At 63.6% G+C, this 7,230-nt stretch carries 6 protein-coding genes and 1 riboswitch; of the genes, 1 reads left to right on the forward strand and 5 read right to left on the reverse strand.

Features of this window, described 5'->3' with window-relative positions; translation table 11 throughout:
- From ABIV12_RS08055 to ABIV12_RS08065, 3 genes are all read right to left on the reverse strand, one after another.
- Positions 1 to 361: SRPBCC family protein (locus tag ABIV12_RS08055; protein ID WP_348058062.1), on the reverse strand; the 361-nt coding region annotated here is incomplete at its 3' end.
- A 40-nt stretch (positions 362 to 401) separates the two neighbouring features.
- Positions 402 to 1,028: a YceI family protein gene (locus ABIV12_RS08060; protein WP_348058064.1), complete on the reverse strand. Its 627-nt coding sequence runs from the start codon at positions 1,026 to 1,028 to the stop codon at positions 402 to 404.
- A 144-nt stretch (positions 1,029 to 1,172) separates the two neighbouring features.
- The gene (locus tag ABIV12_RS08065) at positions 1,173 to 1,601 is read right to left on the reverse strand and encodes a YciI family protein (protein ID WP_348058066.1); all 429 of its coding nucleotides are present in this window, start codon (positions 1,599 to 1,601) and stop codon (positions 1,173 to 1,175) included.
- A gap of 174 nt (positions 1,602 to 1,775) precedes the next feature.
- Here ABIV12_RS08065 and mutS point away from each other — a divergent pair, with 174 nt between their 5' ends.
- On the forward strand, positions 1,776 to 4,403 hold the full coding sequence (mutS, locus tag ABIV12_RS08070) for a DNA mismatch repair protein MutS (protein WP_348058068.1): 2,628 nt from the start codon (positions 1,776 to 1,778) through the stop codon (positions 4,401 to 4,403).
- A gap of 306 nt (positions 4,404 to 4,709) precedes the next feature.
- On the opposite strand, the gene btuB is transcribed toward mutS, so the two are convergent.
- The gene (gene btuB, locus ABIV12_RS08075) at positions 4,710 to 6,563 is read right to left on the reverse strand and encodes a TonB-dependent vitamin B12 receptor (protein ID WP_348058070.1); all 1,854 of its coding nucleotides are present in this window, start codon (positions 6,561 to 6,563) and stop codon (positions 4,710 to 4,712) included.
- Positions 6,564 to 6,675: 112 nt separating this feature from the next.
- Positions 6,676 to 6,907, reverse strand: a riboswitch (cobalamin riboswitch).
- 41 nt (positions 6,908 to 6,948) lie between these two features.
- A partial coding sequence (locus ABIV12_RS08080) for an RNA-binding protein (protein ID WP_348058072.1) occupies positions 6,949 to 7,230 on the reverse strand: 282 nt, incomplete at its 5' end.

Raw genomic sequence — 7,230 nt, forward strand, 5'->3', positions numbered from 1 at the left:
ACTCGGCCGTGTTGTGGGCCTCGAACGGCGCAACGAAATCGAGCTTGATCACGATGCGCGACGGCGACGACTCGAGGATTTCCATCCGCCCTTCGCCCACCTTGCTGTTGCCCTTCCATGCATACACTGCGCCCTTCCCGCTCGGCTCCCCACTGAACGTGCGTTGCACCGCCGGATCCATCTTTTCCCACGGCGACCACGCGGCCCAGCTGTGGAAATCGTTGACCAGCCCGAAGATCCTGTCGGGCGGAGCTTTGATTTGCGCGCTCCGTTCGAGGCGGAACACATCGGGCTTCATCGCTGCAAGAACGAGAACAACGGCGATCGCCAGCACGACGACGCCAAGAATGATTTTCAACATGGAACGCTCCTCGATGATCGACGGGATTTACAGCAATCGCTCACGGCTTTTTCACGTCCGCCGCCGTCGTCCCCGCCAGTGCTTCGACCTGGATCCGCAATGACACGTCCATCCGGAATCCGTAGTCCTTGCCCGCGGTGAGTCCAAACGCCTCGCGATCGAAGGTTGCGAACGCGTCGGCGCCGCACATCTCGCGTTTGAACATCGGATGCGGGATGCACTTGAAACTGTTGATCCTGAGCTCGACCGGACGCGTCACCCCATGCAGGTTGAGTTCGCCGACGACCTTGGTGGGAGCGCCGTTCGCAAAACCGTCGAGCTTGCCCTTGTATGTGGCATGCGGAAATTTCGATGTGTCGAAGAAATCCTTGCCGATCGCCCACGCATCGAGTTTCTTCTCGCCGAAATCCACGCTTGAGAGATCGATGTCGATGTCGACGCTTCCGGTTCCCGAATCGCGGTCCAGCATCACGTGACCCTTCGACCGGTCGAACTTGCCGCGCCAGATCGACACGCCCATGTGGTCGGCCTCGAAGCTCGGGTAGGTATGGCTCGGATCGATCTGGTACGTGACGGGCGCCGCATGCGCTGCCACTCCTGCGCAGAGTGCTGCCGCCAATGCAGACAGGCAGATCACCGAGGGACGTCGATTCGTCGGGAATTGCATGATGTTCGATTCCTTGCAGGGTTCAGTGGGAATTCGTGGGACTTCAAGTGCCCGCGACGCTCTTTCAGGTAAAGACGATCGGGAGACAACCCGATCGACATTCACAATCGTTCGATTCCTTCGATCGCCCGGACGCGGCTTGTGCTACGTCGTCGAGTCGATCCTGGACCGGAGCGCCGCCTCCTGCTCACGCAGTTCCGGCGTCAGGGCTCCGCCAAAATCCGCAGGCTCCAACACCTGGCGGATCTCGATCTCCGAATCGCCGTGCCCGGACGGATTCGGGCAGCGCTTCATCCACTCGATCACTTCCGCTTTCGATGTGACCTGCAGCAACCAGAAACCGGCGACGAGTTCCTTCGTCTCGGCAAACGGCCCTTCGATCACATTGCGACCAGCGCCGGAAAAGCGGATGCGCGCACCTTTTGAACTCGGGTGGAGCCCCTCGCCCGCCAGCAGAACGCCCGCCTTCACCAGTTCTTCGTTGAACTGGCCCATCTCGGTCAACAACTTCTGGCTCGGCATCACGCCGGCTTCGGAATCGGGGCTTGCCTTGACGATCACCATGAATCGCATTTTCGTTCTCCGCCAGGTCTGTGTCGATTGAACCGGCGCGCTGCCGGCCTTCCATGGCATACGTCGAACGGGGAAACCGTCAATCGACAAACGCCGATTGCGCCACACGCCGTGCCACTCCGGCACAATGCCGCGCTGCAGTGAACCACCACCGAATCGGCGAATCCTTCCGCAATGAACGAAAGCCCCTCGCCTGCTTCCCTGTCCGGCGAACATACACCGTTGATGCGCCAGTTCTTCGCGGCGAAGGCGGAGTATCCCGACACGCTCGTGTTTTTCCGCATGGGCGATTTCTACGAGTTGTTCTACGACGATGCTCGAAAAGCCGCTCGCCTGCTCGACATTACGCTGACACAGCGCGGCGCGTCGGCCGGCGCACCGATTCCAATGGCCGGCGTGCCGCACCACGCAGCCGAGGGATACCTCGCTCGGCTCGTCAAACTCGGGGAATCCGTCGCAATCTGCGAGCAGATCGGCGACCCGGCGCTCGCGAAAGGACTGGTCGAGCGCAAGGTCGTTCGGGTCGTCACGCCCGGCACGGTCACCGACGCCGCACTGCTCGAAGAACGTCGCGACAATCTCCTGCTCGCAATCGCCGCACGCGGCACGTTGGCTTCATCACCGAAAGAAAGCGCTTCGGCGGGATTCGGGCTGGCGTGGATCGACCTGTCGTCGGGACGGTTCCTGCTGAGCGAAGTGCGCGACGCGGAAGCGCTCGCCGCGGAACTCGCGCGGCTGACTCCGGCGGAGACGCTGGTTGGCGAAGACGTCGCATGGCCGGCGTTCGTCACCAGTCTGCCCGGATTGCGCAAGCGCGCTCCGTGGCACTTCGATGGCTCGACCGCACAACGTGAGCTCGCGCGCTTCTTCGGCACGCGCGACCTGTCCGGCTTCGGCGCTGACGGTTTGCCCCTGGCCATCGCGGCAGCGGGCGCACTGCTCGGCTATGTCGAGGAGACGCAGAAATCAGCGCTGCCCCATCTCACTGGCCTTGCAGTCGAGAACGCGGACGACACCATCGCGATGGATGCCGCGACGCGCCGCAATCTCGAACTCGATACGCACGCAAGCGGCAATCGCGACTTCACCATGCTCGGCATCATCGACCACACCATTACACCGATGGGTGCGCGTCTGATGCGGCGCTGGCTGCATCGTCCGCTGCGTGAGCGCAGCGCGCTGCAACTGCGCCACCAGGCGATCGAGACGTTGATCGATCATCGACGACACGAAGGTCTGCGTGAAATCCTGCGCGGTATTGGTGATCTCGAACGCATCCTCGCGCGCGTTGCGTTGCGATCGGCACGTCCACGCGACCTGTCGACGCTGCGTGACGGGTTGGCGCTCGCACCGCGCCTCCTCGAAGCGCTGGCTGCCTGCGACAGTCCGTTGCTGGACGCGCTCGTCACGCGGCTCGGCCAGCACGATCCAACGGCCCGCTTTCTCTCCGATGCCATCGTCGAAACTCCGCCGGTGCTTGCGCGCGATGGCGGCGTCATTTGCGCGGGTTTCGATGCGGAGCTCGACGAGTTGCGACTGCTGTCGACCAACGCCGATCAGTTCCTGATCGATCTGGAGGAACGCGAGAAGTCGGCCAGCGGCATCGCGACTCTGAAGGTCGGGTACAACCGCGTCCATGGCTATTACATCGAGATCAGCAAGGGCCAGTCGGACAAGGCGCCGCTGCATTACACGCGACGTCAGACGATCAAGGGCGCGGAGCGCTACGTCACCGAGGAACTGAAACAGTTCGAAGACAAGGTGCTGTCGGCACGGGAGCGATCGTTGATGCGCGAACGCGCGTTGTACGAGAGCGTGCTCGAAGCGCTGCTCGAACAACTCGCGCCGCTGCAGCTGGCTGCCGCAGCGGTCGCCGAACTCGACGTGCTTGCGAATCTCGCCGAGCGCGCGGATGCGCTCGACTGGAACCGCCCTACCCTCGCCGACACCGGCGGCATCCACATCGTGCGCGGACGTCATCCGGTGGTCGAGCAGGTGCGCCAAGAACCGTTCGAGCCGAACGATCTCGTCTTGAACGATGCACGGCGAATGCTCGTCGTCACCGGACCGAACATGGGCGGCAAATCGACCTACATGCGACAGGCGGCACTCATCGTGCTGCTCGCCCACGTCGGCAGCTTCGTACCGGCCGACGCCGCGACGATCGGGCCGATCGACCGCATTTTCACGCGCATCGGTTCCGGCGACGACCTCGCGCGTGGCCAGTCGACCTTCATGGTCGAAATGAGCGAGACGGCGAATATCCTGCACAACGCGACCGCATCGAGCCTCGTGCTGATGGACGAAGTGGGTCGCGGCACCTCGACCTACGACGGTCTCGCGTTGGCGCGCGCCAGCGCGATCGCGTTGGCGAAGATCAACCGTGCGTACTCCTTGTTCGCCACGCACTATTTCGAGTTGACAGCGCTCGCCGGCGAGTTCGACGGCATCGCGAACGTGCATCTCGATGCGGTCGAATACGGCGAGCAACTGGTTTTCATGCACGCGGTAAAGGAAGGCCCGGCGAACCGCAGTTTCGGGCTGCAGGTCGCGGCGCTCGCCGGACTGCCGAAAGCGGTGATTGCCGATGCGCGCCGCACGCTCGAGTTGCTCGAACGCGGGGATGCAGCGATAACTGCGCGCGGGGGCATTCACTCGAAAAACGAATCCCCTCAGCTGGCGCTGTTCGCTGCCAGCACGCCATCGCCCCTCGACGAAGCAATGCGCGCAATCGATCCGGATGCGCTGACACCGCGCGAAGCGCTGGATGTGGTGTATCGCCTGAAAAAACTGGTGCCGTGATTCGGAGTCGCAGCATCCATACCTTCCCGACGTCCTTCCCGCGAACGCGGGAATCGCGCTGCAACACCATGACAGATCGCCCGCGGTTTTGAGCCTGACTCACGCCGTCATTCCCGCTTTCACGGCAATGACGGCGTGGGGTGGTTGCCTCGTGATGCGTTGCTTCACTGACGCAGAGCGATTCCCGCGTTCTCGGGAATGACGGAGTGAGGGGTTGCAGCGTCGTGCTGTGACTCGCTGACGCAGAGCCATTCCCGCTTTCCCGGGAATGGCGTCATCCTTTGTCGAAAGCACATCGCACCAATGTCAGCGACTCGCAGGCCGCCAGCTTGCCGTCAGCATGAAATTGCGCCCAGGCTGGTTGTACCACTGCGCAGTTTCGTAGCTGCGATCGAAAACGTTGTTGGCGTTGAGCTGGAGCTTCCATGCCTCGCTGAAACGGTAGGCGATGCGCAGGTCCGTCAGCGCGTAGCCCCCGAGCTTGTTCGTGTTACCGGCATCGTCGTAGCGCTGGTCGGCGGCATACAGGCTGGCGCCGACACTGAACGCGCCGAAGCGTCGATCGGCATCCAGCCGCACGCTTTCACGCGCACGACGTGGCAACACATTGCCGTGGTTGTCATCGTTGCTGTCGTTGCGCGGATCGAGCCACGTCGCGGTGCCGGCGAACGCCCACTCGGCCCACGTGAAGCCGAGCACGCCTTCGACGCCGCGGATGCGCGCGCGCGCGACGTTGTTCGGCGCGAAGAGCGCCGCGTCGTAGGCGATCAGGTCGTCGACATGGTTCTCGAATGCGTTGACCGACCAGTGCCCCCAACCCGGAGTGCCCCGCAGGCCGAGTTCGAAATTGCGCGAGTTTTCGGGGCGCAGATCCGGGTTGCCGAAGAACGGGTAGTAGAGGTCATTGAAGTTGGGTGCCTTGTACGCGGTACCCGCACTCGCGGTCAGGCGAATCGCGGGGTCGAACTGCCAGCCCCACAACACGCTTCCGGTGGTCTTTCCGCCGAACTGGCTGTTGTCGTCGTGACGCGCGCCGATCTGCACGGATTGCGATCCGAACGTCTGCAACCACTGGCCGAACACTGCATCGTCGATGCGTCGGTTGACGTCATAGTCGGTATCGCTGTCGATCCTGTCGCGCTGCCAGTCGTAGCCGAGCGTCAGCGTGCCTCCACCAACGCGCCAATCACCCTGCAACGATCCGAGATCACGATGCGTATCAAATGTGCCGGCATCGGCGCCGCTCTCGAAGTTGTCGCTGAGATCCGCGCTTTGCCCGATGTTGAGCGACAGCGTCAACGCGTCGATGGGGCGGTAACGCACGCGCGCACCGGCAACGTGTTGCTCGGTCGAGGTCTGGTTGGTGAACGTGCCGTCGAACTCGCTGTAACCGTCTGTGCGAAGAACGTGCGCATCGACGTCCCACGCCGGATTGAAGCGATAGCCACCCGCCAGGCTGATCGAGTTGTTGCGGTACCCGTCGCGATCGGGTTCATCGGTAAAGCAGCCAGCGCCCGGGTCGGCCTGGCCACGGCACGAATTGATGCCGTCGGTGTTGGCATGCGCGACCTGCGCCGAGTACCAGCCCTGATCGCCGCGTCCGGCGATTCCCGCATCCGCGCGTCGCTCGCCGTAGCTGCCGGCGCCGATGCTGAAGTTCGGCTCAAACGGGCCTTCCGCTCGCCGCGTGAAGATCTGGATGACGCCACCGATCGCTTCCGAACCGTACAGGCTCGAGAACGGACCGCGCACGATCTCGATGCGTTCGATCTGGTCGACCGGAATGTCCTGGATCGCCGGCAAACCGACCGTTGCCGAACCGATCTTCACGCCGTCGATCAGGATCAGCACGTGGCCCGCTTCGGTGCCGCGCAGGAAGAACGACGTGTTCTTTCCGGGACCACCGTTGTTCGTGATCGAAAGGCCGGGCGTTCCGCGCAGGAGATCCTGCAGCGACAGTGGTTGCAGCCGATCGATGTCGGCGCGATCGATCACCGTCAGCGCAGACAGGGTGTCCGCTTCGGTCTGTTCGGTGCGGGTCGGGGTGACGACGACAACGTCGAGGTCGGCGGGCGCCTCGTCGGCGAATGCCGGTGAAAACGCAGACAGCGACGCCAGCGCCAATGCGAATAGGCGACGTGAAGGGATGGGGAATTGCATTGCGTGCTCCTTGGCCGCGCCTGCCCGCGCGGTGTCGATGACATCGGAACAAGCGGCAGGAAGCGAGGTGCATGCATGCGTGCGCAGCAAGCCCTGGACACAAGCCCACCGCGTGTCGGGTTATGCCAAAGGCCGGTCTCCGGGCTCGCGAGTGAAGGGTTGACCCTTCGCGATCCGCGCCTTCCCGTGTGTGACCACAGTGGCTTCGTGCGGACCGACAACTCGCCTACCGTTGCGGGGGCAGCTCCGGAATGGGCGGATCTCGAACGCAGATCGCGCGGCACCGGATTCCCGTTTCAACCGCCGGCTCAACGCCGGCAGTCACCTCAGGCGGGGCGGAGTCTAACCCGTTCGCACCGCGTGATGCGCGATCGGATGCGGATGGCTAAAACGCGTCGATGTCGCCGAGCGCATGAATCAGGCGGCGTGCGCGCTTGTCCGGTTTCGTCGTCGGCCTCGCGTAGCCGGCGTTGTGCAGGCGACGCTCTTCCGCCGCCTTCGCGCGCGCCAGCGCGCTCGCTTCAGTCTCCGCATACAACGCCTGCGCGACGCTCGCGGGACCGCGACGCTCGCTGACGTCGCGCACGTCGACTTCAAACCGCTCCTCGCCCCGCGAAATCCGCAGACGGCTTCCCGCGTGAACCGCAGTTGCGGGCTTGGTGCCTGC

It is taken from the genome of Dokdonella sp., from assembly GCF_039926425.1.
GTDB lineage: Bacteria > Pseudomonadota > Gammaproteobacteria > Xanthomonadales > Rhodanobacteraceae > Dokdonella_A.